We start from the raw sequence: 25,858 nt of genomic DNA, 5'->3' as shown, positions 1-25,858 counted from the left end.
CATGGGCTATCGGCTGCTCTACAACCTGCTGATCCATCTGGGCTTGCCGCTGGCGCTGTTGGCACTCTACAAGCCGAAGAAGGGCAAGCCTGGCTTTGGTGCGCGCTGGGCCGAGCATCTGGGACGGACGCCGGCCAGCGGGCAGGAGGCGCCGCTCTGGATCCATGCGGTCAGCGTGGGTGAAACCCTGGCCATCAGTCCCTTCATCCGTGCACTCAAGGCCGAGCGGCCGGATTTGCCGATCCTGCTCACCACCACCACCCGCACCGGCGCCGAGCAGGCGGCCAGACTCGGCGATCTGGTGGTGCATCGCTACGCGCCGCTCGACTACCCCTGGGCGGTGGCCGCCTTCCTCAAGCGCATCAAGCCTCGCGCCCTCTGGGTGATGGAGACAGAGCTGTGGCCGAACTGGCTGGCGGCCTGCGAGGCGCGCCATCTGCCGGTGACCATCATCAATGCCCGTCTATCCGAACGCTCCTGCCAGCGCTATGCCCGTTTTCAGGGGGCGTTCGATACCCTCAGTCGGCCGCTGACCCATCTGCTTTGCCAGCATCAGGACGATGCCGAGCGCTTTGTACGGCTCGGCATCGGTCGTGAGCGGCTGGCGGTGACCGGTTCCATCAAGTTCGATATCCAGCTGGGTGACGAAGTGCAGGCCTGGGGGCAGGCCCTGCGTCAGCAGCTGGGGCAGAGCAGGCCGGTCTGGATTGCCGCCAGTACCCATCAGGGTGAGGATGAACAGGTATTGGCGGCGTTTGACCTGGTGCTGCAACGCCACCCCCAGGCCTTGCTGATCCTGGTGCCGCGCCATCCGGAGCGCTTCGTTCGGGTGGCCGAGCTGTGCGCCCCTTACGGCTGTGTGCGGCGCACCGGCGGGGCCCCGATCCGCGAGACGGACAAGGTCTATCTCGGCGATACCATGGGCGAGTTGCCGCTGATGCTGGCGGCGGCCGATGTGGCCTTCGTTGGCGGCAGTCTGGTGAAGGTCGGCGGTCACAACCTGCTGGAACCGGCGGCGCTGGGCAAGCCTTGCCTGACCGGCCCTGCCTACTTCAACTTCAGCGACATCACCCGCCAGCTGGTGGCTCAGGGTGGCGCGGCGCTGGTGGTCGATGCCGCCGCGCTGGGGGAGAAGGTGAGCGAGCTGCTGGCCGACGAGGGCGAGCGTCGCCAGATGGGCGAACAGGCCCGTGCCGTTGTGTTGCGCAATCAGGGCGCGCTGGCGCGCACCCTCTCTCACTGTCTTGCCAGTCTGGAAAGCGACTGAGCCCAGAGTGGCCATAAAAAACGGAGCGCCAGGCGCTCCGTTTTTGTTTTCCGTACAGGCGTCGGTCAACGCATTATCAGGCCGAGCAGTATGCCCACCACGCCGAAGTCGGCATCGCTGAAGGTGGTGTTGGCAAAGCCAAGATCCCCCAGCACAGGCAGCAGAAACACCGGCAGGAAGGTGATCAGCAGGCCGTTGGCGAAGGCGCCGAGCAGGGCCCCGCGGCGACCACCGGTGGCGTTGCCGAATACCCCGGCCGCCGCGCCGACGAAGAAGTGCGGTACCACGCCCGGTATGATGACGGTGAGCCCCAGCAGGTAGAGCAGCACCATGCCCACCAGACCGGCGGCAAAGCTCGACAGGAAGCCGATCAGCACCGCATTGGGGGCGTAGGGGAAGACGATGGGACAGTCGAGCGCCGGCTTGGCGTTGGGCACCAGCTTGTCGGAGATCCCCTTGAAGGCCGGCACGATTTCGGCGATGACCATGCGCACACCCTGCAGGATGACGTAGACACCGGCGGCGAAGGTGATGGACTGCATCAGGGAGAACATGAACCAGTGCTTGCCCTTGGCAACGCTGGTGACGAACTCGGGCCCGGCAAAGGCGGAGGTGATAAGGAAGATGATGCCCATGGTGAAGGAGATGGCCACAGGGGTATCGCGCAGAAACAGCAGGCTCTTGGGCACCTGCACCTCTTCACTGCTGTGGGCCTTGTTGCCGAACTTGGCGCCGATCCAGCCGGCCAGCACATAGGAGATGGTGGAGAAGTGGCCGAGTGCCACCTCGTCGGAGCCGGTGATCTGCTTCATGTAGGGGTGAGCGAGGGCCGGGAACAGCACCATGGTCACGCCAACCACCAGGCTGCCGACCGCGATCAGCGGAATGCCGCTCATGCCGCCAGCGGAGAGGATCGCCGCCACCATCATGGACATGAAGAGGGTGTGGTGACCGGTCAGGAAGATAAATTTCCACGGGGTGAGGCGGGCGATCAGTATATTCACCAGCATGGCGAAAAACATGATCATCGCCATCTCCTTGCCAAACGACTGCTGGGCGATGGAGACGATGGCTTCATTGTTGGGAACCACGCCCTTGATGCCGAAGGCGTGCTGGAAGATGGTGGCAAAATCGCCCAGCGAGTTCACCACCAGGGTGGCACCGGCCCCCAGGATGACGAAGCCCATGATGGTCTTGACCGTGCCCTTGATGCACTCGGTCACGGGTTTCTTCTGGGCAATCAGGCCGATGAGCGCGATCAGGCCGACCAGCACGGCCGGTTCGGACAGCACGTCAAACATCAGAAAATTGAAAAATTCCATGGTCAGCTCCAATCAGATGGAAGAGGCGGCCCGCAGGCCGCGAAGTCAGGTGGTCAGAGAGCGCCCAGTTCGCGCAGGGCGATGGAGAGTTTCTCTTTCATGGCGGCCTTGTCGACCATGTTGTCCAGGGACACCAGCCGACCGTTGCCCCCCATGCTGATGAGCTGCTCGGCGATGTCGCGGGTAGCCACGAACATCTCGGCGGTTTCACTGCCGGCGGAGGCGAGATCCCTGTGATCCACCTCGGCAGTGACTGCCAGCTCCTTGAGGATGCTCTTGATGCTCATCTCCATCATCAGGCTGGTGCCCAGGCCGTGTCCGCATACAACCAGAATTTTCATCGTCTCTTCCTTTGTCGGGCGCAGGGCGCCGCTCAGTAACGCGCCAGAATGCGCAATATGTCGTCTTTGGTGTCGGCCGCCATGATGGCCGCCACGTCCTCTTCGTTCATGAACAGCTCGGCCAGCTGGGCGATGGTCTCCACGTGGGAATTGCTGTCGCTGGCGGCCAGGGTGACGAGCAGCCGGATCGGGTCATTGCCCTCGGAGCCGAAATTGACTCCGGTTTTCAGCACTGTCAGTCCCAGGCCGAGACGGTTGACGCCATCTTCCGGGCGGGCGTGGGGCATGGCCAGGCCCGGGCCCAGCACGTAGTAAGGGCCGAGCTCTTCGTGGGAGCGAAACAGCGCCGCCACATAGGAGGGCTCTATGGTGCCGTTGGCCAGCAGGGGAGCGGTGGCGAGCTCGATGGCATGACGCCAGTCGCGGGCTCCCGTTTCGATGGAAATGACCTCTTCGGTCAGCAGTTGAGTCAGCATGGCAATGATCCGGCTGGATGAGATGGCGCCAATCTAGCGATCTTGCCCCGCGATAACTGTGAGCCTGATCTCGAAAGTTAGCGCTACCAGATAGCGCTAACATGAAATTGTGATAGCGCTATCATTTATGCCATGAGTGGGATTCATCTTGCCCCGTCACTCGCTCAAAGGGGGTAAAATCCGGTTTGAGCAAATAGTCAGTGCCGCACTTTTGCCTTAAAGTGAGCACCCGTATGTCGAGGAAGGGAAGGGATGTCAGAAGCGAAGAAGCGCCGTAGCACGGGTCGGGTGACCCTCAACGATGTGGCCCAGCTGGCCGGAGTGGGTGCCATGACGGTGTCCCGTGCCCTGCGCACCCCCGAGCTGGTGTCAGACAAGATGCGCGAGCGCATCGATGCCGCCGTGGATGAACTCGGCTACATTCCAAACCGGGCGGCGGGTGCGCTCGCCTCCGCTACGTCCCAGACCATAGTGGTGATAGTGCCCAGCCTGACCGAGCGCGGTTGCGGCGACGTGATCGCCGGGCTGCAGCAGACCCTGCTCGATGAGGGCTACCAGATAATGCTGGGGGATGCCCAGCACCTGAAGCAGCAGGAAGAGAGCCTGCTGACCAGCTTTTTGCAGCACAACCCGGCCGCTGTTGTGCTGTTTGGTGGCGATCCCGGCGAGACCATCCGTGCCCGCCTGAAAGCATCCCGCCTGCCGGTAGTGGAGGTGGGCGCCATGGCGCGCAACCCTGTCGACATGAACGTGGGGGTCTCCAACTTCGATGCCGGTTATCAGCTGACCCGTCATCTCATCGAGCGCGGCTATCGCAACATCGGCTTTCTTTGTGCCCGCCAGGAACAGTGGATGCTGCAACAGCGCATGCAGGGCTGGCAGAAGGCACTGCTGGACAACTACCTCTCCCCCGATGCCATTATCAACACCTCTGAGCTGCCGAGTTTCAGCACAGGGGCCGCCATGCTGGGGGAGTTTTTGTTGCGCTGGCCCGAGCTGGATGCACTGGTGTGCGTCAATGACGAGCTGGCGGCGGGGGTGCTGTTCGAGTGCCAGCGTCGTCACCTGAGCGTGCCTGGCAAGCTCGCCATCGCCGGATTCGACGATCTGGATGTGGCGCGCGCCTGCTATCCGGCGCTCACGTCGGTCCGGATCCCCTATCGCAAAATGGGGCAGGAGGCGGCCGAGCTTATCTTGCGCCAGCTGGCTGGCGAACCTGTCATGGGCACGGCCCTGACCCTGGATTTTCAACTGCAGAAGCGTCAAAGCAGTTGATCCCCATTTCACACTTCATCAAAGAGGCAACCATGTTCAAGGCTCTGTTACTGGAAAATCAAGACGGCAAGACTGCTGCGACCCTGACCCGGCTGGCCGAGAGCCAGTTGCCGGCAGGCGAGGTGCGGGTGGCGGTGAGCTACAGCTCTCTCAACTACAAGGATGGGCTGGCCATCACAGGCAAGGGCAAGATAGTGCGTCAGTGGCCGCTGGTGCCCGGCATCGATTTTGCCGGTACAGTGCTGGAATCGGCCGATAGCCGCTATCAGGTCGGCGACAAAGTCGTGCTGACCGGTTGGGGCGTGGGGGAAGGACACTGGGGCGGCATGGCCGAGCAGGCAAGGGTCAAGGCCGACTGGCTGGTGCCGCTGCCCGCCGGGTTGGATGAGCGCCAGGCCATGTGCATCGGCACCGCCGGTCTCACCGCCATGCTCTGCGTACTGGCGCTGGAGGAGGCAGGCATCACCCCCGACAGCGGCGAGGTGCTGGTCACCGGCGCGGCGGGCGGTGTGGGTTCCACCTCGGTTGCTCTGCTGGCCGCGCTCGGCTATCAGGTGGCGGCGCTGACCGGTCGCCCCGAAGAGCAGGGGGCCATGCTGACTGCGCTGGGCGCCAGCCGCATAGTGCCGCGTGGCGAGCTGCTGGAGCCTGCCAAGCCGCTGGAGAAGCAGCTGTGGGCCGGGGCGGTCGATACCGTCGGCAGTCAGGTGCTGGCCAAGCTGCTGGCCCAGATGAACTATGGCGGCGCCGTGGCCGCCTGCGGGCTGGCGGGCGGCTTCGATCTGAAGGCCACTGTCATGCCTTTCATCCTGCGCAACGTGCGGTTGCAAGGGATCGACTCTGTGATGTGTCCGTTGGCGCGCCGCCAGTTGGCGTGGCAGCGACTGGCGCGGGATCTGCCCGCCCGCTTCTTCGAACAGGCGGTGACCGAGATAGCACTGGAGCAGGTGGTGGCGGCTGCCGAAGCCATCACGCAAGGCCGGATCGCGGGTCGCACCCTGGTCAAACTTTGATCCTGCCTTGACTGGCGAGCCTCATTTTTCTGGATAGACTTTGAGGGCGGGTGCACTATCCAAGGAGAATGAGCATGGGTGGACACAAGCCGGATTACGATCTCGATGATGAATGGGAACCGGAATCCTGGGAAGAAGAGCTGGATGAATGGGAAGACGAGAGCTGGCTGGATGATGACCCTCTCGATGATCAGTAATCCACGCATTGAGAGAACAGGCGGGCCTTGGGGCCCGCCTGATTTTTTGTGTGGCTCACAGGAATGGGGATGATCCCTTGGTCGCCGCCATCAGGCTGACTAGAATGAACTGCCCAAACGACACTCAAGGATGACTATGAGACTCACCATCATACTGTTTGCTGCCCTGCTGGGAGGCTGTGCCTCCAACGATGATCCGTGCGAGAAGGTATGGAGCGAGGTGGGGGAGGCAGATGGCAAGCTGGGCTTCACCACGGAACGGGTCGCGTTTCATCAGGACCTGTGTGGCAAGAAGGTGGATGTCGAGCTGTGGAAGCAGGGGCGCCAGAAGGGACTGGCCTGGTATTGCCGGCCTGAACACCTCTATCTGGCCGGGCGTTCCGGCAGTGAATACCGTGGGGTTTGCCCCAATGACGGGCAGGCGCGCAGATTGTTCGAGCAGGGGCGCCAGGGCTGGACCGATCAATAGCCGGTCACGTGGTGGGGATGTGCAGTCTTACTCCTCTTTCAACCGCAGCGGCTGACACAGATAGCTTTTGTCATTGGCGCTGCGAGCACACTTGCCACAGACAAATTTGGGTTTGCGCACGATTTTGCGCAGTGTCTTGAGATCGGCGGGGATCTCGCTGCGGCGCCATTCACACAGGGTTTTGTTGCCCATAACGACTACCTCGACAACTCGGTGGGGGCCTAGTGTAATCAATTTTCATTTCGAAAACAGCGACAGGGCCACCTTGGCGTGGCCCTCGCTTAAGGCTTGTATCTGTTACTGGTAGAGGAACTTGGTGAAGATGAGCTCGCGCACCGCCTTCTTGCCGGTTTCTTTTACCAGCAGCTCGTTGACCTGGGTCTGGCACTCCTTGCGCAGCTCCTCGCGGTTCACCAGCGATTTGACCTGCTCGGCGGTCTTGCTGCCCATCAGACGTATGATGGCGTCGCGGATCAGGGGGTCGTGCTGTTCCAGCAGTTTGAGGTCGCTCTCATTCTCGGCCATCAGCTCGACCGTGATCCGGATATAGCCGAGGGTTTTGCCGTCGCTCAGGTAATTGGTGATGATGTCGGGATCGAGAGCATGGTAGGAAAAGCCGGGCTTGGCAGCGGCGTCGGCGCCCTCTGCGGACGGCTCCTCTTCGGACGAGGCCTGCACATGCAGGGAGCCACAGCTCAGTAACAACAGCAGCAGAATTTTGAAGATCTTCATATAGATGGCTCATCGGCGGCAGGTACCCCATTTTTGATGTTGCCATCGGGGCCGTCAAGCACGGATGTTCTTACAATTCTCGAATGATTTACGGATAATAAACCGGATTTTAACCTGATAACGTAAATCTCCGGATGGTGAAGCCGTGAAGTCCGAGTTGACTGTTCCCCTTATCCAGCTAGTGCCGTGGCGGGCTCCCGCAGAGTGCGAGCTGCCCGAGGCATTGCGGCCCTGGTTGCTGGAGGCCGATTCCATGACCCGGCGTCTGCGTCACCACAATCGCCACTTCTCGGTGCAGCTGCTGGGCAATCACAGTGTCACCCTCTGCGCCGATGAACAGCAGCTGGTGGCCGCCGAGCAACCCATGGGTTTGTGCCGCGAGGTGATACTGCACGGTGATCGGGGGCCGGCTGTGCTGGGCTGGACCCTGTTTGCCGAAGCCGCTCTGCAAGAGAGCGGGCTGGGCGAGCTGGGTGAGCAGCCTCTGGGCGAGCGTATTTTCGGTGACGAGCCTGCCCGCCGCGATCACCTGCAACTGGCCTGTTTCGAGATTGCGAGCAATCCCTGGTGCCCGGCCGCCACCGTCTGGGGACGTCGTTCCCGTCTGTTTCTGGGGCAATGGCCACTGTTGGTCCATGAACTCTTCTTGCCCTCTCTGTCACGCAACAAGGAGCTGGAGTGAATCTGTTAACCAAGGAGCGGGGACTGGCCTATGTGCAGCTGGCCCGCATCGACAAGCCTATCGGGACCCTGCTGCTGCTGTGGCCGACCCTGTGGGCGCTCTGGCTGGCGGCCGGCGGCCTGCCGGATCTCTGGACCCTGCTGGTGTTTGTGGTGGGCGTGTTTCTGATGCGCTCGGCCGGTTGTGTCATCAACGACTATGCGGACCGCAACTTCGATGGCCATGTGAAACGTACCGCCGGTCGGCCGCTGCCCATGGGCAAGGTCAAGCCGCGGGAGGTGCTGGCGCTGTTCGCCGTGCTGGCGCTCATCTCGTTCGCGCTGGTGCTGACCATGAACTCCCTCACCATAGCACTGTCGTTCGCGGCCTTGCTGCTGGCGGTCTGCTACCCCTTCATGAAGCGCTATATTCCGATCCCGCAACTGGTGCTCGGCATGGCCTTCTCCTGGTCTATCCCCATGGCCTATGCGGCTCAGGCCAACACCTTGCCGCTGGTGGCCTGGCTGGTATTCCTCGCCAATCTGCTGTGGACCATCGCCTACGACACCCAGTACGCCATGGTGGACAGGGATGATGACCTCAAACTCGGCTTGAAATCGAGCGCGATTCTGTTTGGTCGCCACGACAAGCGGATCATCGGCGTGTTGCAGCTGGCCACCCTGCTGATCCTGCTGGCGGTAGGCCAGTTGATGGGGCTGGGGGCTTGGTATTACTGGGGGCTGTTGGGGGCTGCGGCCCTGTTTGTCTACCAGCAGCGGCTGATCCGGGAGAGGCAGCGGGAGGCCTGCTTCCAGGCGTTTCTCAACAACAACTATGCGGGGGCGCTGGTATTCATCGGCCTGGTGCTCAACTACCTGTTGCCGTGACGAATGTCAGGATAAAAAGAAGGCCGCATCATGCGGCCTTCTTTGTTTCCGGTCTCTGTCAGAGCCGGTTGCCCGCCTGTATGGTGCGGCGGATCTTGTTGCTCAGCAGCGGCACTATGTTGTCGGCCAGCGCCTGGAAGCGGCCCAGGTCCGGTTTGCACTCGGAAGAGAGGTAGCCCTCCTTGCGCAGGGTGTGGATCAGGGTGCTGAACAGCTTCTGGTCGAAAAACTCGGGGGCATTGATGCCGTGCAGGGTGCCGAGGCGCTCCGCCATCATCAGGCCGTCCGCCTCCAGCTGCTCCGCCTCGACATAGGGCTGGGCCAGCACCCGGGTCAACACTATGGCGTAGCGTTGCAGCGTCTCCTGGATGCTCTCGGCCAGCAGCAGCAGGCGCATCTGGTTGCCAGGATTGACCCAGAAGCCACCATCCCGTGCCTCGACCAGTTGCTGGCGTTGCAGTTCGGCCAGCAGGGCATCGACCAGCTCCGGCAGCTCATCCTCTTCGTAGTGGAGGAACAGCTCCGTCTTGAGCAGTGGATAGATGTCGATGCAGCGGGCGACGATCTCGCCGCGGGATATCCCCTCACAACGTTCGATCAGCGCGGCCACCAGGGATGGCAAGGCAAACAGATGCAGTATGTTGTTGCGGTAGTAGGTCAGCAGGATCGCCTGATAGCGGTCCAGGCTGATGATCTGGCCCAGCTTGTCCTCGCTCACCTCGAACTTGTTGAGCTCCATCGCCTGATCCAGCAGTGTTTTGGCATCCTCAGCCGGGATTGTGCTCTGGGGGCTGTAGGGCACCTGCTTGAGCAGGTCCAGATAGGTGTTGAGCTGTGCCTGCAGTTCATCGCGAGTCAGGGCGTGGCGTTCGGCGGCCAGCAGTGCCAGCGCGCTCAGGGTCAGGCCATTGACGGCGGCGGCAGCGTTGATGCGGGTCATCAGCAGCTCGGCCAGCCGGGTGACTGTGGGTGCCATCCACTCGGGGCGCTCCTCCTGACCTATGTGGTCCTTCCACTCGGGCACATGTTCATTGAGGTAGCTGTTGAGGGTCAGGGGTTCGCCGAAGTTGACGAAGCCGCGGCCATAGTTGCGCAGCTTGCGCAGTATGCCGAGCACCTGCAGGAAGCTCTCTTTCTCCTTGCGGCTGCCCTTGAGCTCGTTGTGATAGGTGTTCACCTCCATCACATGCTCGTAGCCCAGATAGACGGGCACCAGGGTCACGGGTCTGTCCAGCCCTCGCATCATGGCCTGCAGTGTCATTGCCAGCATGCCGGTTTTGGGTGGCAGCAGACGACCGGTGCGGGAGCGCCCACCCTCGGTAAAGAACTCCACCGAATAGCCCTTGGCAAACAGCAGGTTGAGGTATTCGCGAAATACAGTGCTGTAGAGCGGGTTGCCCTTGAAGGTGCGGCGGATGAAGAATGCGCCGCCATGACGGAAGATGGGGCCCGCCGGCCAGAAGTTGAGGTTGATGCCCGCCGCTATGTGGGGTGGCACCATCCCCTGGTGGTAGATGACGTAGGAGAGCAGCAGGTAGTCCATGTGGCTGCGATGGCAGGGCATATAGACGATCTCGTGCCCTTCTTGCGCCAGCTGGCGTACCTTCTCGGCGCCGTTGACCGAGAGGCCGCGATAGAGCTTGTTCCACAGCCAGCCGAGGAAGCTTTCACTGAGGCGGATCAGCCGGTAGGAGAAATCGGAGGCGATCTCGTCCATGTAACCGTGGGCGCGCTTTTGCGCTTTCTCCAGGCTGATGCCCTCGCGCTGCGCCTCCTCTTCTATGGCCTGCTGGATCACGCTGGAGTCCAGCAACTGCCTGAACAGCAGGTTGCGGTTCGGCAGCTTGGGGCCGGTGGCTGCCAGCTGCTGGCGGCTGAAGTGGGTGCGGGCCACCCGCGCCAGCTTGTGGGCGATAGCCTCGTCGGTGCCGTGCTTGTCCGCCATTTGACGCAGGGAGAGCGGCGGAGAGAAGCGCACCAGGTTCTCGCGGCCCTTGAGGATCACGATCAGCGCCTTCTTGAGGCGGTTCGGTGCCAGGCTGCTGATGATGTTCCAGCCGGAGGCCTCTTCCCCTTCCCGGCCGGGGGCGCGACCCCAGAACAGGGTGACGGGCACCACCTGGATATCCAGTGCTGGATCCTGCTTGTGCAGATCCAGCAGCTGGTGGAACTCCTGCAAGAAAGGCAGCGGTTTGCTGCGCTTGCCGAACAGGGGAGGCGGGCGGTCCAGACAGACATAGCGCGGCAGCAACTGGCCGTTCAGCTCCAGCGGGGTGAAGGGACCGGGCAGGCCGAGATCCTCGCAGCACTGTTGCAGTGTCATCAGGTCGGTGATCGAGCTGGTTTTCAGGGCATAGACTATGGGTCTGGCCGGATCCAGCTTGAGCTCTGTGATGGGATTTTCCGGCAGGCTCTTGTGATTGACCAAGCCACTGACCGGCCATTGCAAGATGGCTCTGGAAATCTTCTGTCCAAGGGACATGTGCGTCTGCTCTCCAAAAAAATGCGGCGTGAGCATAACAAATCACCGGCGGCTTGTCGCCGAGAGGTACGATGAGTCGGCTGCGCAGCCGTAAAACCATGGCAAATAAGGGGTTGGCCGCGACAAATGTCAGCCGCGCCTTGCCTTGGCCACTGCACTGTATATACTGCCAGTGTGCTGTATAAAAAAACAGGTGCCAATGTTATGAAACCCCTTACCCCACGCCAGGCCGAAGTGCTGGAACTGATCAAGGTGAATATGAGCGAGACCGGCATGCCGCCGACTCGTGCCGAGATTGCCCAGAAGCTTGGTTTCAAGTCGGCCAATGCGGCCGAAGAACATCTGAAGGCCCTGGCCAAAAAAGGGGTCATCGAGATCATGCCGGGGACCTCTCGTGGCATCCGCCTGCTGATTGAAGAGGAGGCTGTGCTGGAAGAGACCGGCCTGCCTCTGATCGGCAAGGTCGCTGCCGGTGAACCCATACTGGCTCAGGAGCATATCGAGAGCCACTATCAGGTGGATCCCGCCCTGTTCCATCCGCGGGCAGACTTCCTGCTGCGGGTGCAAGGCATGAGCATGAAGAACATCGGCATCCTGGATGGCGACCTGCTGGCCGTCCACAAAACCCAGGAAGTGCGCAACGGCCAGGTGGTGGTGGCACGTCTCGACGAAGATGTCACCGTCAAGCGCTTCCAGCGCAAGGGCAGCCAGGTGTGGCTGCTGCCTGAAAATGAAGAGCTTGAACCCATCGCGGTTGATCTCTCCTGCCAGCAGCTCACCATAGAGGGACTGGCCGTCGGCGTGATCCGCAACGCCGACTGGATGTAACAGCACGGCCTCCCTCGGGAGGCCGTCTCGCTTCTGTACCCCTTTCCCCATGATTTCAATCAGATCCTGATACCCGTGATGTTTGTCTGTCGCACCCGTCCGCATCCGGCTCATTTCAGATATATCCTTGGCTAAGGCAGTCACTTGTTTGATCTGCCCCCGAATGCTCGACAAGACGATCCTCTCCCACTTGGCAGGTGGCAGGAACCAAGGTCAGCAGGGATGCATAACAACAGCCTCAGGCGGCGCGCCGGATAGCAAGGGCGCTACCAGCCCAGTTGATGGAGGCGTTCGCGGGATAGAAGGGAGGGTGGCCAGCATTGCACCGGCGGCATCTGCCGTCTGGAGGATAAAGGCACACCTGCGCAGTCGACACGCGGCAGTCATCGATCTGGCCACCCAAGGGGGCTGTCGATGCTGACCTGCGTGACCTGTTGGTCAAGGAGGACAGGTATGGCTTCAAGCTCGCCATGGGATCCGGGTCTGGCATCGCCCGCTTCTTCCATCACCCGTTTCATCAAGGGTAACCGGATGACCCGCTTCTATGCGCTCTGGGTACATCACAAGGGCACCTGCTGGACTGTCTGGCTTGGCTGCCCCAAAGACAAGATAGTCCGCCTGGTGCGTCTGTTTCACCGTCATAGCGACACGGGACAAACGGATCTTCCCTGGACGGCTCCCGTCATACCGCTGCGTGCCCTGACAAAGCGCGCCCATGAGCGCCGCAGACAACAACCCTGATGTTTCCTGGCCCTTGTCTCACAGCCCCACCTTGATGGTGGGGCTGTTGTTTTATGACCCAGGCCGGCTGACCAGTGGTGATGGGAGCCTCTTTTGACCCAAGCGGCATCCGGTGCAAGGGATAACCCGGAGCGCGATGGGCTGGGTTACAATGGGCCATCCATTCGTGCCCACTCTGCGGGCATGTCGCAGTGAAAAGGTCTGTTGTTATGGTTAAACCGCGTTATCCCTTGCTGTTCCTGCTGCTGGTCGGGGGCATGATGGCTGCATTCCACTGGAGCCGGCCCTCCCTGCCCGAGCAGGCCGACTATTACCCGGCGGGGCGGGACATCAATCCGTTTGCCTTCACCGACGAGGAGGGGCAGCCCTTCGTTCCAGCCAGTCTGGTGGGGCACTGGACCTTTCTGTTTGTCGGCTATACCTTCTGCCCGGATATCTGCCCGACCACGCTGGCGGATCTGCGCTCCGTCTATCCGGCGCTGAAGAAGATTGCACCGGACAGCCAGGTGGTGTTCATTTCGGCGGATCCGCAGCGCGATGACATCACTCGCCTCAAGACCTATACCGCTTTCTTCCATCCCGAGTTCAAGGCGGCAACCGGCCCCCACGAGAAGTTGTTCCCGTTTGTGCGCAACCTGGGCCTCATCTACTCCATTGCCGAACAGGGAGAGAAGGATTACCTGATCGACCACTCCGCCTCCATAGTGCTGATCAATCCGGAAGGCAAGCTGGAAGCCGTGTTCCGCCCCCAGATGAGCGAGGGGCGAGTACCCCATGTTGTCATGGAAACCTTGGTCTCCGATTTCGCCAAAATTGTGCGACTGGAGGGCGAATGATGTCGGATGAGTGGCTGCTTTCATGCTGATCCCGCCCTGGTTGACAGACAGGCGGCGCCATGGGGCCGTGTTTGCCCTGGCATTGCCCATGGTGCTCTCCAATATCACTACCCCATTGCTGGGGCTGGTGGATACCTGGGTGATAGGCCAGCTCGGTCAGGCCTGGTTTTTGGGAGGCGTCTCGGTCGGGGCTACCCTCATCAATCTCATCTTCTGGCTGCTCGGCTTCCTGCGCATGTCCACCACAGGGCTGACCGCCCAGGCTCATGGCGCCGGTAGTCCAGGTGGCCAGCTCGACACCCTGGCGCGGGCGCTCGGTCTCGCCGTCGGGCTGGGCGTGCTGCTCTTGCTCTTGCTGCTACCCCTGCTGCCCGGGCTGATTGCACTCAGTGGCGGGTCTGCCGAGGTACAGGTTTATGCCAGCGAGTATGTGTCGGTACGTATCTGGAGTGCGCCTGCGGCGCTCTGCAATCTGGTGATCATGGGCTGGTTGCTGGGCATGCAGGATGCCCGCAGCCCCATGCTGTTGCTGATCTTCACCAACCTGATCAACATGGCGCTGGATACCTGGTTCGTTCTGGGGCTGGGCTGGCAGGTGAAGGGCGTGGCCGCCGCCTCTCTGCTGGCAGATTACAGCGCCCTGGGGGTCGGGCTCTGGCTGGTGAGCCGCCATCTGCGCCGCCTCTCGCCCGAGGTGTGGCAGGGGGCCTGGCAACGTTGGCGTCAGTGGCCCGCGCTGTTGAGATTGCTCAGCCTGAATCGGGATATCTTCATCCGCTCCCTCTGCCTGCAGCTCTGCTTTGCCTTCATGACCTTGCAGGGGGCGCGTTTGGGGGATGTGGCAGTGGCCGCCAATGCGGTGCTGCTCAACTTTCTGATGCTCATCTCCTACGGGATGGATGGCTTTGCCTATGCGGTGGAGGCCATGGTAGGCCGCGCCATTGGCCGGCGGGATCGGCAGGCGCTGCGCGAAGCCATCGTCTTGAACCTTGGCTGGGCGCTGATCATAGCGATTGGTTTCAGCCTGCTGTTTGCGGCGGGCGGCAGCCAGCTCATCGCCCATATTACCGACATACCGGCGGTGATCGCCGAGGCAAACCGCCAGTTGCCCTGGCTGATCCTGATGCCGTTACTGGCGGTCTGGTGCTTCCTGCTGGATGGGGTCTTCATTGGCGCTACCCGTGCCCGGGAGATGCGTAACAGCATGCTGGTAGCGGCGTTTTGCGGCTTCTTCCCGGTCTGGTGGCTCTGTCAGGGCTGGGGCGTTGCCGCCTTGTGGGCCGCCATGGGCGCCCTGATGGCGGGCCGAGGTCTGACGCTGGGGTATCTGTGCTGGCAACTGGAACGTGATGGCCGCCTGTTGCATTCACCCCATGGGGTGAGTCAGGCTCAGAGCGAGCCCTCATAACCCAGCTGGCGCCAGCTCTCGTACACGAATACCGCCACCGCATTGGAGAGATTCATGCTGCGGCTCTGGGGCAACATGGGGATGCGCAGCCGCTGTTCGAACGGCAGGCTCTCTATGATCTCCAGTGGCAGACCTCGGCTCTCCGGGCCGAACAGCAGGGCATCACCGGGCGCGAACTGCGCTGCAGAATGGGCGGTACTGCCCTTGGTGGTGCAGGCAAACACCCGCTCGGGAGCAACGGCAGCCAGAAATGCCTCATAGCTCGGCCAGCGTTTCACCTCGGCAAACTCGTGATAATCGAGCCCGGCCCGCTTCACCCGCTTGTCATCCCACTCGAACCCCAGCGGTTCTATCAGATGCAGCCGGTAGCCTGTGTTGGCGCAGAGGCGGATGATATTGCCTGTGTTGGGCGGGATTTCCGGTTGGTAGAGCACGATATCGAGCATGGCGGGATCCTGATGCGGGCCGAGATGGGGCTGAAAAGGGCGCCAGCATACCCAGCGCCCGCCTGGATGAAAAGAGATGGCTCAGCCAATAGGCAGACGTATGGTGATAGTCAGCCCGGTTGGCTGATTGCAACTGGCGCGAATGGTGCCACCATGGCGCTGGATTGCCTCCGAGGCGATGGCCAGCCCCAACCCGGTGCCGCCGGTCTTGGCGTTGCGGGCATCATCCACCCGAAAGAAGGGCAGGAACAGCTGCTCCTGTTGCGCCACCGGCACACCCGGGCCGTCATCACGGATGGTGATGACCCACTCCCTTCCTTCCCGATACCAATCCAGTTTGATGAACTTGTGAGCGTACTTGAGTGCGTTGCGCAGGGGATTTTCCAGCGCCCGTGCCAGCAGCTCGGGCCACATCCTGATCGACTCGGTCGGCAGTGGCGGCAACCGGAGTTGCTTGCCGCTCTGGTTGGCTTCGAACATGGCGTCGTCCAGCATGGGCTCCAGCAGTTCGGCCAACGGCATCACCACCGGTGCCTCCACATGCTGCTGTACCCGTGACAGGTCGAGCAGGTCGCCGATCAACTTGTCCAGCCGCCCAATCTCCGACTCTATCCGCGCCAGCTCGTTGCTGTCGCCCTGCTTGCGGCGGATCAGCGCCTGCGCCAGCTGGATGCGGGTGAGGGGGCTGCGCAGCTCGTGGGATATGTCGGACAGCAGCTGCTTCTGCTTCTGGATCATGCTCTTGAGCGTGTCGACCATGTGGCTGACGTGATCCGCCAGCTGGCCGATTTCGTCACGCCGCCCCAGATTGGGGATCTGTACTTCCAGGTTGCCCTCCGCCAACTGGGAGACTGATCGCTGCAACTGCAGTATGGGACGAGTCAGTCGCCAGGCCAGCAACAGGCAGAGCGGAGTGCTGACCAGCATGGCGATCCCCAGGATCTGGATCGGGTGATCCAGGATCTGGATAAACAGGAACAGGTAGGAGTTTTCGACATTGAGGCCGAAGTAGACGTGATAGGTCTGACCGTGGTGCTCCATCTCGAAGGGACCTGCGATGGCCCTCTGGTGCTCGCTGCCCAGCATGGGTTTGGCCGGGTTGTCCGAGTCGACCATGAAGCGGACGACGAACTTGCTGAGCCGCGTGCTGGATTGCATCTGGCCCTTCTCGTCGCGCAGGTAGATATTGTCCACAGGCAACAGACCAGCAGCCTCTATGGCCTTGGCCAGATCAAAATCCTGATTGGGGTCGGCACCACGCTGCAGGGCCTTCAGGTTGTTGTTCATCCGCACCATCTCGTGGGCGGGTAACGGGATTATGTTGCGGGGATCCAGGGTCGGCAGTATCACGACAGCGGCGACCACGACCAGTAGCATGAACCAGAACCAGAGGAAAATCTGGGTGGAGAGGCCATTGAGGGAGCGAGCCGTTTTCATGCCTGTTCCAGCCAGAGGTAGCCGCGTCCCCGCACGGTTTTGAACCGCGGCTGACCATCGGCGCGTTCCGGCAGCTTCTTGCGCAGGTTGCTCAGGTGCATGTCGATGGCGCGATCGAAGGGTTCCAGCTTCTTGCCGAGCACCAGCTCCGAGAGCTGGCTCTTGCTGACGATCTGGCCGGGATTGCGCAGCAGACACTCCAGCAGCCCGAATTCGGTGGCGGTGAGCTCCAGCAGCTGTTCGCCGCTGCTGGCTTGCTGCAAGCCCGGTTGCAGCACCAGATCCATGAAGCGGATCTCTTCGGAAGTGCCGCCACGCTGGGGTTGCGCACTCTGGGTCCGGCGCAGTATGGCGCGGATCCGGGCCAGCAATTCTCTGTCATCAAAGGGTTTGGCAAGGTAATCATCAGCGCCCGCCTCCAGCCCGTTGACCCTGTCCTGGCTGTCGCCCCGCGCAGTCAGCATCAGCACCGGGGTGTCGTGGGTCTCACGCAGCTTTGCCAGCATGGCGAAGCCGTTGAGCCTGGGCATCATCACGTCAAGCAGCACCAGGTTGAAGTCCTGCTCGGCCAGCCGCAGCAACCCCTCTTCGCCATCCTCGGCGACAGTCACCTGGAAGCCTTCCAGGGTCAGAATTTCGGTGAGCAGCTGAGTCAGCTCGAGATCGTCGTCGACCAGGAGTATTTTGTGCATCTAGGGTCATTCCGCTGATTTTTCGCGCCAAAGTGACGCAGGGGTCAGGGTATAATAGTTTTTTAACCGCAAGAGGAAAGCCGGTTTTGAGCCATCAACAATATTCCCGCTGGGTGACGCTGGCCAGCATGGCCGCCGTCACCACCGCCACCCTGCTGATCACCGGCAAGCTGATCGCCTGGCTCATGACCGATTCCTCAAGTCTGCTGGCGTCGCTCACCGACTCCTTCATGGATGTCAGTGCCTCCATCATCAACCTGCTGGCCATTCGCTATGCGCTGGCACCGGCCGATGATGAGCACCGCTTCGGCCACGGCAAGGCGGAATCGCTGGCGGGTCTCATTCAGTCCGCTTTCATCTCGGGGTCGGCCCTGCTACTGGTGATGCACGGCATCTCCTCCCTGCTCAATCAGGCCCCCATTCTTCGACTCGAAGCGGGTATCTGGGTCAGCGGCGGCTCCATAGTGCTGACCTTGCTGCTGGTCAGCTTCCAGGGTTTTGTCATCCGCAAGACCAACAGCGTGGCCATCAAGGCTGACATGATGCACTACCGCTCCGACCTGCTGCTCAATGCCGGCGTCTTGCTGGCGCTGGTGCTGGCGGGGCGGGGCTGGTTCTGGGCCGATGGCCTGTTTGCCATCCTGATCGGTCTGTTCCTGCTGTGGGGCGCCATCCATATCGGCTATGAGTCTGTGCAGGCGCTGCTCGATCGTCAGTTGCCAGCCGAAGAACAAGCGAGAATAATGGCCCTCTGCTGTGAAGTCGAAGGTGTCCACGGGGTGCATGATCTGCGTACCCGCCAATCCGGTCCGACCCGTTTCGTTCAGTTGCATCTGGAACTGGACGATCAGCTCCCTCTGGTCAAGGCCCATCAGATTGCCGATGAAGCCGAACTGGCGGTGCGTCAGGAATTTGAACGCATGGATGTCATCATTCATATGGACCCCATCTCTGTGGTGCACAAGGAACAGCAAGGCACTCCATCAGAACAACAGTAGGCTGCAACATGGATGATCTGGTTGCCAGAACCTGGCAAAAAATTGAGCGAGAAGCGGCATGCATGGCGACCGAAGAGCCCATGCTGGCCAGCTTCTTTCACTCCACGATTCTCAATCACAAGAACCTGCGTTCGGCTCTCAGCTTCCAGCTGGCCAACAAGCTCGACAGCGCCACCATGCCCGCCATCGCCCTGCGTGAGGTGATCGAGCTGGCCCTGCGCAGCGAGCCCGAGTTGCTGGCAATGGTGGCGGCAGATATCTGCGCCGTGCAGGAGCGCGACCCGGCGGTCGATCTCTTCTCCACCCCGCTGCTCTACCTCAAGGGTTTCCATGCCCTGCAGGGGTATAGGGTTGCCAACTGGCTGTGGCGCCAGGGTCGTCGCTCGCTGGCGCTCTACCTGCAAAACCAGATTTCGGTGGTATTCGGGGTCGACGTGCACCCGGCTGCACGGATCGGCAAGGGCATCATGTTTGACCATGCCACCGGCATAGTGGTCGGTGAAACCGCTGTGATTGAAGACGATGTCTCCATCCTGCAGAGCGTGACCCTGGGAGGGACCGGCAAGGAGAGTGGCGATCGCCATCCCAAGATCCGCGAAGGGGTCATGATAGGGGCGGGCGCCAAGGTGCTCGGCAATATCGAAGTGGGGATGGGTGCCAAGATAGGAGCCGGCAGCGTGGTGATCAACCCTGTGCCCCCGCACACCACTGTCGCCGGCGTACCGGCCAAGATAGTGGGCCGCCCGGAGTGCGACAAGCCTTCGCTGGATATGGATCAGTGTCTCTGATCCCCTGACCGAGACGATTCGATGGCCAAGCGCTGGTCAGGTTACCTGATCCTGGGGATGTGGCTGCTCAACCTGCTGCACCTCTATCTGGGATTCTCCCCCTGGCCGGCGGCCATCGCCGCCTGGGGGGCATCGCTCCTCACCTGGCCCTGGCTGGTGGGGGCTGCCAAACGACAGGCTCTTGCCCTGTATGGCGCAGCTCTCTTGCTGCTGATCTTCTCCTGGTGGCGGGGGGCCAGTCTCAATCCGGGCGACTGGCTGTTGCCCAACATCAATATGCTCACCATGTTTGCCGCCGTGAGCACCCTCAATCTTGCAACGTCCGGCCTGCTGACCGGAACTGCCTCCTGGTCTGGTCGCAAGGGGCTGTGGAGCACCATGGCCAGCCTCAATCTGCTGGGATCCGTCATCAACCTCTCTGTGTTGTTCATCATCGGCGATCGGCTGGAGCGTAACGGCACCCTGGAGCGGCGCCAGGTAATGGTGCTGAGCCGGATCTTCTGTGCGGCGGCTTTCTGGTCCCCCTTCTTCGTCGCCATGGCGGTGGCGCTCACGTACGCGCCGGGTCTGCAGCTCTCCAGCATAATGCCGTTTGGCGTGATTGCGGCTCTGCTGGCCATGGGACTGACCGCCTGGCAGGTGGAGCGACTCGGCGTACAGGATTTTGCCGGCTATCCGCTGCGACTGCAGACCCTGGGGCTGCCGGTGGCCTTGGCGCTGCTGGTGCTGCTGATCAAGCAGATCTGGCCAGCGCTTGGCATTCTGGCTGTGATCGCCCTGGTGGCACCACTGCTGGCACTGCTGTTCATGCCCAGAGCCGGGCGAGGCACCGCCCTCAAGCGGCAGGTGGTGGAGCGTTTCCCTGCCATCGGTGGCCAGCTGGTGCTGTTTCTGGGGGCCGGTTTGCTGGCAGCCGGCATCAACAGCGCTCTGTCTGTGCTCGAGCTTGGCGGTGAGCACGGGCTGCCATTCTTCAACCACTTCGGCTGGCTCGAGTCATCCCTGACGTTGCTGCTGATCCTGCTGGTGGCCATCGTCGGTGTGCATCCGCTCATCAGCATCTCCGGGCTGGCGCCGCTGCTGTGGCCCTTGTCACCGGATCCCAGCCTGCTCGGCATGTGTTTTTTGCTGGGGTGGGGGCTTGCGACTGGTACCAGCCCGCTCTCCGGCTCCAACCTGGCATTGGCATCGCGCTACAACCTGAGTGCGGGGATGATCCTGCGCTGGAACCTGCTCTATGGCCTGCTGATGTACGGGGTCGCCTGCTTGCTGTTGGGGGCTTATGTGGCGCTGCACGGATGAAGGCAGAACTGGGGGGAAGTGCCCGGCAACATGCCCGTGGTGACTGGATTGGCAGGGCGTTGCCTGCTGGTTATGAGGCTCTTGTATCGGCCTGGGCGCAGAATGCGAGAAAAATAGACGCATATTTAGACAATACATCTATGGAAGGCGCATTTTACAGCGCGCTGGCTTGTTTGTGCCGATGTGCTCGGGGTATGCTGGCTTTACGCGCTTGAATCGCCCTCTGTGGGGCATCGCAATTGAACATACAGGTATGCATATGTCACTAGAAGTCCTTGAGCAACTCGAATCCAAAGTACAATCCGCCGTCGACAACATCTCCCTGCTGAAGATGGAGCTGGACGAACTAAAAGAGCAAAACAGCAAGCTGCAAGACGAGAACCATCTGCTGCGCAACGAGCACGTGGCATGGCAGGAGCGTCTGCGTGCCCTGCTGGGCAAGATGGAGCAGATGGGCGAATCCATCTAATCGGCAGCCAGCTGCAAGATTGAAAACGGGCCGCTCCATGAGCGGCCCGTCTGTTTCTGGCGGTCAGGGAATTACAGCGCCAGCAGCTGTTTGACCGTCTTCTCGATGCCGTCCGCCGCCTCGACAATATTGTTGGCCAGCATGTAGGCGGGGGTGGAGATCACCTTGCGCTCCTGATCCACCACGAACTCGTTGACCGGGCAGTTGAGATGGCTGCCACCCATCGCCTCGATGGCGTTGGCGGTACCCTCGTCATGGCCGATGGTCGCCAGCGTCCCGGCACAGTAGATCAGCGGAATCATGGCGGGCGCGATGCAGATATAGGCGGCCGGTTTGTTGGCTTTGGCAAAGCTCTGGCATGCTTTCAGCACATCGGGCTGGATCTGGCATTCGGCCCCCTTGATGGCGAAGTCGCACAGATTTTTGGCAGCGCCAAAGCCGCCGGGCACCAGCAGCGCGTCGTAATCGGCCGCATCCAGCTCGGCCACATCCTTGATCTGGCCACGGCAGATGCGGGCCGCTTCGACCAGCACGTTGCGGCTCTCTCCCTCGCTCACTTCACCGGTCAGGTGGTTGATGACATGGAGCTGCGCCATGTTCGGGGCGAAGCACTGGGTAGTCGCACCCTGGCGGGCCAGCGCCAGCAAACTGATGACGGCCTCATGGATTTCGGCACCATCAAAGACGCCACAGCCACTCAAAATCACGGCCACTTTTTTCATGGCAAACCCCTCGTTGTTGAAAATGTGAGCCAGGATAGATTGTTGTACTTTTGTATGGTTATCGTTCGCCATCCGCTGGTCAAGTCATCCCGCTGTGCTAGGATTGTTTCGTTTTCGATCCTGCCGTATCTACTCCCTTAAATCTTTTTCCACATTGATCGAGATCATCTCAACCGTCTCAAGATCAGTTTTTACGATCTCATCGTATTGTTTTATATGTATTTTTATATTGTTATGCACAGCTTTGTCACTATGGTCCGTACTGAGCCCCATTTTTGAACACAGAGTTATCCACAGGGCGCCCCTTTTCAATTGCCTGTTGATGGTGGCGCTAGCCCCCTTGGTGTGAAGGGGGCCCTGTGGCATCCTAGCGGCTGTTTATCTCTGGCAGGACGATTTCATGGCCCCTAGCAATCCCCTTATTCTGGTCGACGGCTCTTCTTATCTTTACCGCGCCTTCTTCGCCTCCCAGCAGGCCGATCTGCGCACATCGACCGGTTTGCCGAGCGGTGCCGTCCGTGTCATGGCCAACATGATGCGCAGCCTGCGCAAGCAATACCCTGACTGCCATGTGGCCGTGGTGTTCGACGCCAAGGGCAAGACTTTCCGTGACGACATCTATCCCGAGTACAAGGCGACCCGTGCCAGCATGCCGGACGATCTGCGCAGCCAGGTCGCCCCCATCCATCAGATGATCAAGGCGATGGGCTTCCCCTTTTTGATGGTCGAAGGCGTCGAGGCTGACGATGTGATCGGTACCCTGGCTCGCCAGGCTACCGAGAAGCAGCTGCCTGTGCTGATCAGTACCGGCGACAAGGACATGGCGCAGCTGGTCTCCGACCATGTCACCCTGATCGACACCATGAAAGATGTGAAGACAGACAGGGAAGGGGTGATTGAGAAGTTTGGCGTGCCGCCCGAACTCATCATCGACTATCTGGCCCTGATGGGTGACAAGGTCGACAACATCCCCGGCATGACGGGTGTCGGCGAGAAGACAGCGCTGGCCCTGCTGCAGGGGATTGGCAGCATAGACCAGATCGCCGCCAACCTCGACAAGGTGGCCGCCCTCGGCTTTCGTGGCTCCAAGGCATTCGCCGACAAGTTCCGTGAGCAGGAGGAGCAGGTTCGCCTTTCCTATGTACTGGCGACCATCAAGACCGATGTCGAGCTGGAACAGAGTCTGGAAGAGCTGCAGCTTGGACCGGTCGACAAGGAGTCCCTGCTGGCTGTTTATCGCGAATATGAGCTGCGCAACCTGATCAAGGAGCTGGAGTCCGGTGGCGAAGAGGGTGCCGGGCAGGAAGAAGAGGCAGGTGATGGCGCCGTCGCTCCCGTTGCCGCCATCGAAACCGACTATCGCTGCATTCTGGATGAGGCCGAGTTTGGCGGTTGGCTGGAGCAGCTGAAAGTGGCACCGCTGTTTGCCTTCGATACCGAAACCACCAGTCTCGACTATATGGAGGCGCGTATCGTCGGCGTCTCCTTCGCGGTTGAACCGGGCAAAGCCGCCTATGTACCGTTTGGCCACGACTATCTCGGGGCGCCGGTGCAGCTGACTGAAGCCGTTGTGCTGGGTAAGCTCAAGCCGCTGCTGGAAGATCCGACCCGTCTCAAGGTGGGTCAGAACCTCAAGTACGATCGCAACGTGCTGCTCAACCACGACATCGACCTGCAAGGTATCGCCTACGACACCATGCTCGAGTCCTATGTGCTCAACTCCACCGCCAGCCGTCACGATATGGATTCGCTGGCCAAGCGTTACCTCGGGGTCGAGACCACCTCATTTGAAGATATAGCGGGCAAAGGGGTCAAGCAGCTCACCTTCAACCAGATCGAGCTGGAGCAGGCGGCCCCCTATGCGGCAGAAGATGCGGATATCACCCTGCGTCTGCACCAGACCCTGTGGGGTCAGTTGGAGGCCGTGCCGGGCCTTGCCAAGGTATTCAGTGAGATCGAGCTGCCGCTGCTGCCGGTACTGGCGCGGATGGAGTTGCTCGGCACCACCATCGATCCCAAGCTGCTGCACCAGCAGAGTCAGGAGATCGAGCTGCGGTTGGCGGAGCTGGAGAAGCAGGCTCACGAGTTGGCCGGGCAGGAGTTCAACCTCTCCTCGCCCAAGCAGCTGGGGGAGATCCTCTTCACCAAGCTGGGGCTGCCGATCATCAAGAAGACCCCAAAAGGTGCACCATCCACCGCGGAAGAGGTGCTGGCCGAGCTGGCCGAGGCCTACGAGTTACCGCGTCTCTTGATGGAGCACCGCACTCTGGCCAAGCTCAAGTCCACCTATACCGACAAGCTGCCGCTGATGATCAAGCCCCAGACCGGGCGGGTGCACACCTCCTATCATCAGGCGGTGGCTGCCACCGGCCGTTTGTCCTCCTCTGACCCCAACCTGCAGAACATTCCGGTGCGCAACGAACAGGGTCGCCGGATCCGGCAGGCCTTCATCCCGAGCGCCGGCTACAAGCTGGTGGCGGCGGACTACTCCCAGATCGAGCTGCGCATCATGGCACACCTCTCCGGTGACAAGGGGCTGCTGACCGCGTTTGCCGAGGGCAAGGACATCCACAAGGCAACGGCCGCCGAGGTGTTCGGGGTCGCGCTCGATGCGGTTACCACCGACATGCGTCGCAGCGCCAAGGCGATCAACTTCGGCCTCATTTATGGAATGAGCGCCTTTGGCCTGGCCAAACAGCTGGGGATCGGTCGCGCCGAGGCGCAGAAGTACATGGACCTCTACTTCGAACGCTACCCGGGTGTGCTGGAGTATATGGAGCGTACCCGCCAGCAGGCGGAAGCGCAGGGCTATGTCGAGACCCTGTTCGGCCGTCGTCTCTATCTGCCGGATATCAAGTCCCGCAACGCCGGTCTGCGCAAGGGCGCCGAGCGGGCGGCGATCAACGCCCCCATGCAGGGGACGGCCGCCGACATCATCAAGCGCGCCATGATCAACGTAGATGGCTGGATCCGCGGCATCGAGGATGAGTCGATCCGCATGCTGATGCAGGTACACGATGAACTGGTGTTCGAGATCCGCGAAGAGAAGCTGGAGGAATACACTGCCATCATCAAGGAGAAGATGTCGGCCGCTGCCGAACTGCATGTACCCCTGCTGGTCGAAGCGGGCACCGGCGACAACTGGGATCAGGCCCATTAACTTTCGGCACTCTGTTGCTATATAGATAGCTATATAAGAAGAGAAGCCCGGCATCATGCCGGGCTTCCTGTTTGTGGGGGCTGCTCAAGCCTCTTGCAGATACTCGTCCTTGAGCAGGACATAGTTGTCGGCCGAGGTCTTGAGAAATGCGACTTCGGCGGGTTTGAGCGGGCGGACCTGCTTGACGGGGTTGCCCATATAGAGGAATCCGGATTCGAGTCGCTTGCCTGGTGGCACCAGACTGCCGGCCCCGATCATCACGTCATCTTCCACCACAACCCCATCCAGGATGATGGCTCCCATGCCGACCAGCACACGGTTGCCTATGGTGCAGCCGTGCAGCATGGCCTTGTGGCCGACGGTGACATCTTCTCCGATCAACAGCGGATAGCCGTCAGGGTTGCTGGCGCTCTTGCGGGTAAGGTGCAACACAGTGCCATCTTGAATATTGCTGCGGGCACCGATGCGGATATGGTTCACATCCCCCCGCGCCGCCACCATGGGCCAGATGCTGGCATCTTCCGCCAGATCTATATCCCCCACCAGAGTCGCGCAGGGATCCACATATACTCGTTTACCCAGTTGTGGGCTTTTTCCTTTGTAAGGTCTCAGTCGCAAGTCCATCTTGGCCTCCTTGTTTTTGGCCATTCTAGCAATCCGGAACCCGTTTCTGTGGATAAGTTTGTACAAAAGCTGTGGTTGGTTATGAATAACTAAAAAAGTGCCGATTTTTGCAATTTTATTGCCGATAAGGGGTTGCCAGAAAGATTCAACTCCCTATAATGCGCCTCCATCGACAGGGCAAGCGGCAACGCAAACAAGTCAGTCGGTGCCTCGAAAAGCCTTTGAAAATAAGGCTTGACTCGAGAAGGCGGTTGAGTAGAATTCCACTCCCGCAGCAACACACTG

28 protein-coding genes are annotated in these 25,858 nt (G+C 60.9%); 16 read left to right on the top strand and 12 right to left on the bottom strand.

Translation table 11 applies throughout. The features are described from left to right. Nucleotide 1 precedes the first annotated feature (1 nt). Entirely contained in the window at nucleotides 2–1,267 is a 1,266-nt protein-coding gene (waaA, locus tag OKC28_RS18245) for a lipid IV(A) 3-deoxy-D-manno-octulosonic acid transferase (protein WP_021140701.1), read from the top strand. 65 nt (nucleotides 1,268–1,332) lie between these two features. Here waaA and OKC28_RS18240 read toward each other — a convergent pair whose 3' ends face one another. The 3 genes from OKC28_RS18240 to OKC28_RS18230 are packed head-to-tail and all read right to left on the bottom strand — an operon-like array spanning nucleotide 1,333 to nucleotide 3,406. Further along, on the bottom strand, nucleotides 1,333–2,589 hold the full coding sequence (locus OKC28_RS18240) for a PTS ascorbate transporter subunit IIC (RefSeq protein WP_005321259.1): 1,257 nt from the start codon (nucleotides 2,587–2,589) through the stop codon (nucleotides 1,333–1,335). Nucleotides 2,590–2,642: 53 nt separating this feature from the next. Then, a complete protein-coding gene (locus OKC28_RS18235; protein WP_021140702.1) occupies nucleotides 2,643–2,930 on the bottom strand; it encodes a PTS sugar transporter subunit IIB in 288 nt (95 codons plus the stop codon). A 32-nt stretch (nucleotides 2,931–2,962) separates the two neighbouring features. Then, nucleotides 2,963–3,406, bottom strand: a complete 444-nt coding sequence (locus tag OKC28_RS18230; RefSeq protein WP_005321254.1) for a PTS sugar transporter subunit IIA — start codon at nucleotides 3,404–3,406, stop codon at nucleotides 2,963–2,965. A 252-nt stretch (nucleotides 3,407–3,658) separates the two neighbouring features. Between OKC28_RS18230 and OKC28_RS18225 the strand changes: the two genes are divergently transcribed. From OKC28_RS18225 to OKC28_RS18210, 4 genes are all read left to right on the top strand, one after another. Next, a complete protein-coding gene (locus tag OKC28_RS18225) occupies nucleotides 3,659–4,681 on the top strand; it encodes a LacI family DNA-binding transcriptional regulator (RefSeq protein WP_021140703.1) in 1,023 nt (340 codons plus the stop codon). Between the two features lie 32 nt (nucleotides 4,682–4,713). After that, the gene (gene acuI, locus OKC28_RS18220) at nucleotides 4,714–5,694 is read left to right on the top strand and encodes an acrylyl-CoA reductase (NADPH) (protein WP_021140704.1); all 981 of its coding nucleotides are present in this window, start codon (nucleotides 4,714–4,716) and stop codon (nucleotides 5,692–5,694) included. A gap of 74 nt (nucleotides 5,695–5,768) precedes the next feature. After that, the gene (locus tag OKC28_RS18215) at nucleotides 5,769–5,891 is read left to right on the top strand and encodes a hypothetical protein (RefSeq protein ID WP_005321250.1); all 123 of its coding nucleotides are present in this window, start codon (nucleotides 5,769–5,771) and stop codon (nucleotides 5,889–5,891) included. Between the two features lie 136 nt (nucleotides 5,892–6,027). Further along, complete coding sequence (locus OKC28_RS18210; RefSeq protein WP_021140705.1) at nucleotides 6,028–6,360, top strand: DUF2799 domain-containing protein; 333 nt, start codon at nucleotides 6,028–6,030, stop codon at nucleotides 6,358–6,360. A 27-nt stretch (nucleotides 6,361–6,387) separates the two neighbouring features. Here OKC28_RS18210 and OKC28_RS18205 read toward each other — a convergent pair whose 3' ends face one another. Both OKC28_RS18205 and OKC28_RS18200 read right to left on the bottom strand, forming a co-directional pair. Beyond that, a complete protein-coding gene (locus OKC28_RS18205; protein ID WP_021140706.1) occupies nucleotides 6,388–6,552 on the bottom strand; it encodes a hypothetical protein in 165 nt (54 codons plus the stop codon). A 105-nt stretch (nucleotides 6,553–6,657) separates the two neighbouring features. Beyond that, nucleotides 6,658–7,092 carry a flagellar basal body-associated protein FliL gene (locus tag OKC28_RS18200; protein WP_021140707.1) on the bottom strand — a complete coding sequence of 145 codons (435 nt, stop codon included), beginning with the start codon at nucleotides 7,090–7,092 and terminating at the stop codon, nucleotides 6,658–6,660. A 145-nt stretch (nucleotides 7,093–7,237) separates the two neighbouring features. Here OKC28_RS18200 and OKC28_RS18195 point away from each other — a divergent pair, with 145 nt between their 5' ends. Both OKC28_RS18195 and ubiA read left to right on the top strand, forming a co-directional pair. Then, entirely contained in the window at nucleotides 7,238–7,774 is a 537-nt protein-coding gene (locus OKC28_RS18195) for a chorismate--pyruvate lyase family protein (protein WP_034524310.1), read from the top strand. Beyond that, complete coding sequence (gene ubiA / locus OKC28_RS18190) at nucleotides 7,771–8,640, top strand: 4-hydroxybenzoate octaprenyltransferase (RefSeq protein WP_256686239.1); 870 nt, start codon at nucleotides 7,771–7,773, stop codon at nucleotides 8,638–8,640. Before OKC28_RS18195 ends, ubiA begins: the two co-directional genes overlap by 4 nt. Nucleotides 8,641–8,698: 58 nt before the next feature. Here ubiA and plsB read toward each other — a convergent pair whose 3' ends face one another. Continuing rightward, a complete protein-coding gene (plsB, locus tag OKC28_RS18185) occupies nucleotides 8,699–11,122 on the bottom strand; it encodes a glycerol-3-phosphate 1-O-acyltransferase PlsB (protein WP_021140709.1) in 2,424 nt (807 codons plus the stop codon). 204 nt (nucleotides 11,123–11,326) lie between these two features. Here plsB and lexA point away from each other — a divergent pair, with 204 nt between their 5' ends. The 4 genes from lexA (at nucleotide 11,327) to OKC28_RS18165 (ending at nucleotide 14,935) form a co-directional block, all read left to right on the top strand. Beyond that, nucleotides 11,327–11,950: a transcriptional repressor LexA gene (gene lexA, locus OKC28_RS18180; protein ID WP_005321237.1), complete on the top strand. Its 624-nt coding sequence runs from the start codon at nucleotides 11,327–11,329 to the stop codon at nucleotides 11,948–11,950. Between the two features lie 453 nt (nucleotides 11,951–12,403). Next, nucleotides 12,404–12,691, top strand: coding sequence for a hypothetical protein (locus OKC28_RS18175; protein ID WP_087756758.1), 288 nt, complete (start codon nucleotides 12,404–12,406; stop codon nucleotides 12,689–12,691). 209 nt (nucleotides 12,692–12,900) lie between these two features. Then, the gene (locus tag OKC28_RS18170; RefSeq protein WP_005321230.1) at nucleotides 12,901–13,527 is read left to right on the top strand and encodes an SCO family protein; all 627 of its coding nucleotides are present in this window, start codon (nucleotides 12,901–12,903) and stop codon (nucleotides 13,525–13,527) included. A 22-nt stretch (nucleotides 13,528–13,549) separates the two neighbouring features. Then, nucleotides 13,550–14,935 carry an MATE family efflux transporter gene (locus OKC28_RS18165; RefSeq protein WP_059113571.1) on the top strand — a complete coding sequence of 462 codons (1,386 nt, stop codon included), beginning with the start codon at nucleotides 13,550–13,552 and terminating at the stop codon, nucleotides 14,933–14,935. On the opposite strand, the gene trmL is transcribed toward OKC28_RS18165, so the two are convergent. From trmL to OKC28_RS18150, 3 genes are all read right to left on the bottom strand, one after another. Further along, nucleotides 14,917–15,381: a tRNA (uridine(34)/cytosine(34)/5-carboxymethylaminomethyluridine(34)-2'-O)-methyltransferase TrmL gene (gene trmL / locus OKC28_RS18160; RefSeq protein ID WP_005321220.1), complete on the bottom strand. Its 465-nt coding sequence runs from the start codon at nucleotides 15,379–15,381 to the stop codon at nucleotides 14,917–14,919. The genes OKC28_RS18165 and trmL overlap by 19 nt on opposite strands. 81 nt (nucleotides 15,382–15,462) lie before the next feature. After that, nucleotides 15,463–16,818 carry an ATP-binding protein gene (locus OKC28_RS18155; RefSeq protein ID WP_212539699.1) on the bottom strand — a complete coding sequence of 452 codons (1,356 nt, stop codon included), beginning with the start codon at nucleotides 16,816–16,818 and terminating at the stop codon, nucleotides 15,463–15,465. Further along, on the bottom strand, nucleotides 16,815–17,510 hold the full coding sequence (locus OKC28_RS18150) for a response regulator (protein ID WP_159165095.1): 696 nt from the start codon (nucleotides 17,508–17,510) through the stop codon (nucleotides 16,815–16,817). Before OKC28_RS18150 ends, OKC28_RS18155 begins: the two co-directional genes overlap by 4 nt. 86 nt (nucleotides 17,511–17,596) lie before the next feature. On the opposite strand from OKC28_RS18150, the gene fieF reads away from it, so the two are divergent. From fieF to OKC28_RS18130, 4 genes are all read left to right on the top strand, one after another. Then, entirely contained in the window at nucleotides 17,597–18,508 is a 912-nt protein-coding gene (fieF, locus tag OKC28_RS18145; protein WP_005321213.1) for a cation efflux pump FieF, read from the top strand. Between the two features lie 8 nt (nucleotides 18,509–18,516). Next, nucleotides 18,517–19,296 (top strand): serine O-acetyltransferase, encoded by a 780-nt coding sequence (gene cysE, locus OKC28_RS18140; RefSeq protein WP_011899226.1) that lies wholly within the window; start codon nucleotides 18,517–18,519, stop codon nucleotides 19,294–19,296. Between the two features lie 21 nt (nucleotides 19,297–19,317). Next, a complete protein-coding gene (locus OKC28_RS18135; protein ID WP_256686229.1) occupies nucleotides 19,318–20,598 on the top strand; it encodes a hypothetical protein in 1,281 nt (426 codons plus the stop codon). A gap of 259 nt (nucleotides 20,599–20,857) precedes the next feature. Continuing rightward, nucleotides 20,858–21,067, top strand: coding sequence for a cell division protein ZapB (locus OKC28_RS18130; protein ID WP_011899225.1), 210 nt, complete (start codon nucleotides 20,858–20,860; stop codon nucleotides 21,065–21,067). A gap of 71 nt (nucleotides 21,068–21,138) precedes the next feature. On the opposite strand, the gene elbB is transcribed toward OKC28_RS18130, so the two are convergent. Then, on the bottom strand, nucleotides 21,139–21,789 hold the full coding sequence (gene elbB / locus OKC28_RS18125) for an isoprenoid biosynthesis glyoxalase ElbB (protein ID WP_256686227.1): 651 nt from the start codon (nucleotides 21,787–21,789) through the stop codon (nucleotides 21,139–21,141). Between the two features lie 400 nt (nucleotides 21,790–22,189). Between elbB and polA the strand changes: the two genes are divergently transcribed. Beyond that, nucleotides 22,190–24,949 carry a DNA polymerase I gene (gene polA, locus OKC28_RS18120; RefSeq protein WP_021141008.1) on the top strand — a complete coding sequence of 920 codons (2,760 nt, stop codon included), beginning with the start codon at nucleotides 22,190–22,192 and terminating at the stop codon, nucleotides 24,947–24,949. Between the two features lie 84 nt (nucleotides 24,950–25,033). On the opposite strand, the gene OKC28_RS18115 is transcribed toward polA, so the two are convergent. Together OKC28_RS18115 and OKC28_RS18110 are read right to left on the bottom strand one after the other, a co-directional pair. Next, on the bottom strand, nucleotides 25,034–25,597 hold the full coding sequence (locus tag OKC28_RS18115) for a gamma carbonic anhydrase family protein (RefSeq protein ID WP_243702930.1): 564 nt from the start codon (nucleotides 25,595–25,597) through the stop codon (nucleotides 25,034–25,036). Between the two features lie 65 nt (nucleotides 25,598–25,662). Next, on the bottom strand, nucleotides 25,663–25,858 hold a 196-nt coding region (locus OKC28_RS18110; protein ID WP_270690732.1), incomplete at its 5' end, for a hypothetical protein.

The sequence above is a fragment of the Aeromonas sp. D3 genome (genome assembly GCF_027705025.1).
Taxonomy (GTDB): Bacteria; Pseudomonadota; Gammaproteobacteria; order Enterobacterales; family Aeromonadaceae; genus Aeromonas; species Aeromonas salmonicida.
Note: the sequence above shows the minus strand (reverse complement) of the source record. Positions and strands in the feature narration are given on the sequence as shown.